Consider the following 2,915-nt stretch of genomic DNA (forward strand, 5'->3'; position numbering starts at 1 on the left):
AGGGGCGCTGTTCCGTACGTCCGAGGAGAAACCGCCGATGTCCGCACTTCCCCCCGCGCTGCCCCCGGCCCGCCTGGAGTCCGAGCCGCAGCTCGCCCGGGCCGCGCTGGCCGCCCCGGTCCTCGCCCGCGCGGTCCGCCTGGCCCGCTGGGCGAACCCGGACACCCGGGTCGGCGCGGGCGGCGAACTCGTCGACGAGCAACTGCCCGAGGCGGTCAAGGAGCTGGGCCTTTCCGGGCCCGACGCGGAGGCCGAGGCGAGCGAGGCGTGGCGGGTCGCCGTCGACACCGGTCTCGTGGAGGTCAGCGACCCGGAGGAGGACGGCGAGGAGTACGGCAGCGCCGCGCCCGGCGAGGACCTCGCGCAGCTCACCTCGGGCAGCCCGCAGGACGCGCTCGGCCTGTGGCTCGGCGCGCTCGACACGCTCCTCGCCGACGCGAGCATCCCCGACATCGAGGACCTGGACGAGCTGACCGGCGCGCTGGAGGGCGGCGGCACCGTCGACTTCGACGCGCTCGGCTGGGACCCCGAGGAGGAGGCCGAGTTCGTCGACCAGGCGCTCCTGAGCCTCTACCTCCTCACCGTCTCCGAGGGCGGCTCCACGGACACCCCCGTGCCGCTGCCCGCGCTCGCCGCCGCGATGGTCGTGCCCGACGACATGCCCGAGCCGAGCGACGCGATCCTGGAGCAGGTCTCCGAGACGATGGTCCGCCTGGACGCGAAGTTCCGGCTCCTCGACACCTCCGGGCTCCTCGTCTACGAGCCCCTGGACGAGGCGCTGCTCATGGAGGCGGACGCGGGGGAGCCCGTCGAGATCGAGGAGGAGGACGTCTCGCGGTACGGGCTCGTGCACTACACGCCGCTCGGCCTGTACGGCATCCGCGAACGCCTCGTCGAGGCCGGGCTCGAAGCCCCGGTCGTCGGCGACCTCGCCGAAGCGACGGCGGACGTGCTGCTCGCCGGGGTCGCCGAGTACCCGGCGCCCTCGGTGCGCGCCGAGCTGGAGGGCTGGCTCGCGGGCCGCGAGCCGGTCGCGGCGGCGGGGGACCTGCTCGCGGCGGCGAAGGGCGAGGACGCGGAGGGCCCGGTGCGCAGGCTGCGGGCGCAGGAGGCCCTGGAACTCCTCGGCGCGGGGGCCGAACCGGCGGTACGCGCCGTGCTGGACGATCCCGAACTCGGCGGCCTCGCCCGCGTGTGGCTCTCCGAGCGCGGGCTGCCCGACGTCCCGCCGCCCCCGGCGGACCTCGTCTTCTGGCTCACCGTCGACACGGTCGCGGCCCAGCTCGCCGTCGAGGGCGAGTCGGCGGAGCTCCAGGCCCTCGTGGCGGGGCTCGCCGCTCAGCACAGCGGCTTCTTCGAGGCCGCCTGGCGCGTCCGGCACCCCGCGACGGCCGAGGTGCTGGAGGCGATGGGCCGCCTCCACCCGGACAAGCGCACGGCGAAGGAGGCCCGCAAGGCTGCCTTCAAGGCGAGGTCGGCGGCGGGGGCGAGGCCGGGCGGGGGTGCGGCTTCGGGCTCGGAGCCGGGCTCGGGTTCTGGTTCGGGCTCGGGTTCGGGCTCCGGTTCGGCGGAGTGACGACGGGCGGGGCGTGACAGGGGCGGGGCGGGCGCCGGCGCGGTGCGAAGAGGGGCCGCCCGCTTCCTTACGGCCGGTCGCGGGAAACCCGGTTGTCTGCGACGCGGGCGGTCTCCCTAGGATCGCGGCATGAGCGGACGGGGTGGGGCGCGCGGGTTCCGGGGGATCGCCGATCCAGGGGCACCTCCTGAACGGCCCGATACGCGGGGGCCGCTGCGGTACATCTGGTGGCTCGTGCGGCGGCAGCGGGGGCGGGTGCTCGCGGGCGCCTGCTACGGGAGCGCCTGGAGCGTCGCGCTGACGCTGCCCCCGTACCTCCTCGCGCGGGCCGTCGACGACGGGCTCGCCGCGGGCGACACGGGCGCCCTGCTGGCGTGGACCGGGGCGCTGCTCGGGGCCGGGGCGGTGACCGCGTGGCTCAGCATCACGCGGCACCGCACGATGACCCGGGTCCGCATGGACGGCGCCTTCCGCACCGTGCGCGTCCTCACCGAGCACATCGGACGGCTCGGCGCCACGCTCGCCGGGCGCGCCTCCTCGGGCGAGGTCCTGACCGCCGGGTTCACCGACGCGGCCCGTATCGCCGACGTCCTCACCATCACCGGGCCCGGCGTCGGCTCCGTCCTCGCGTACGGTGTCGTCGCCGTGCTCCTGCTGCGGATCTCGCCGCTGCTCGCCGTCGTCGTGCTGCTCGGCGTGCCGCTCCTCGCGCTCCTCGTCGGCCCGCCGCTCGCGCGGCTGCGCGGCGCGGAGACCGCGTACCGCGAACGGCAGGGGACGCTCGCCGCGCGCCTCGTCGACCTCGCCGAGGGGCTGCGCGTGCTGCGCGCCTTCGGCGGCGGCGCGGGCTTCGCGGCCCGGTACCGCACCGGTTCGCGCGAACTGCTCGACCGGGGGCTGCGGGTCGGCGCGGTCACGAGCTGGGTCGAGGCGCTCACCGCCGGGCTGCCCGCCGTCTTCCTCGCCGTCGTCACCTGGCTCGCCGCCCGGCTCGCCGTGCGCGGCGAGATCACGACCGGCGAACTCGCCGCCGTCTACGGCTACGTCGCCGTCCTCGTCGTCCCCGTCGCCTTCTTCATCGAGGGCGCGCACTCGCTGACGCACGGTGTCGTCGCCGCCCGTCGCGTGCTCGCGCTCCTGCGTCTGGCCCCGGCCCACGCGGACCCCGCGCAGGGCCGCCCGGCACCCCCCGTCCCGGCCCCGTTGCACGACCCGGAGACCGGCGTCACGCTCGCCCCGGGCCGCTTCACCGCGCTCGTGAGCGCGCGCCCCGCCGAGACGGCGGCGCTCGTCGAGCGCTTCACCGGGCTCACGCCCTCGTCCGTCACGTGGGACGGCG

2 protein-coding genes are annotated in these 2,915 nt (G+C 76.8%); both read left to right on the forward strand.

Annotation, left to right across the window (positions count from 1 at the left end; translation table 11 throughout):
* Window positions 1-37 precede the first annotated feature (37 nt).
* Window positions 38-1,576, forward strand: a complete 1,539-nt coding sequence (locus G3I42_RS03985) for a hypothetical protein (protein WP_239096252.1) — start codon at window positions 38-40, stop codon at window positions 1,574-1,576.
* A gap of 129 nt (window positions 1,577-1,705) precedes the next feature.
* Window positions 1,706-2,915, forward strand: a 1,210-nt coding sequence (locus G3I42_RS03995; RefSeq protein ID WP_164282457.1) for an ABC transporter ATP-binding protein, incomplete at its 3' end; no start/stop codon positions are given.

The organism is Streptomyces sp. SID11385 (genome assembly GCF_010548245.1).
In the GTDB taxonomy this organism is placed as follows: domain Bacteria; phylum Actinomycetota; class Actinomycetes; order Streptomycetales; family Streptomycetaceae; genus Streptomyces.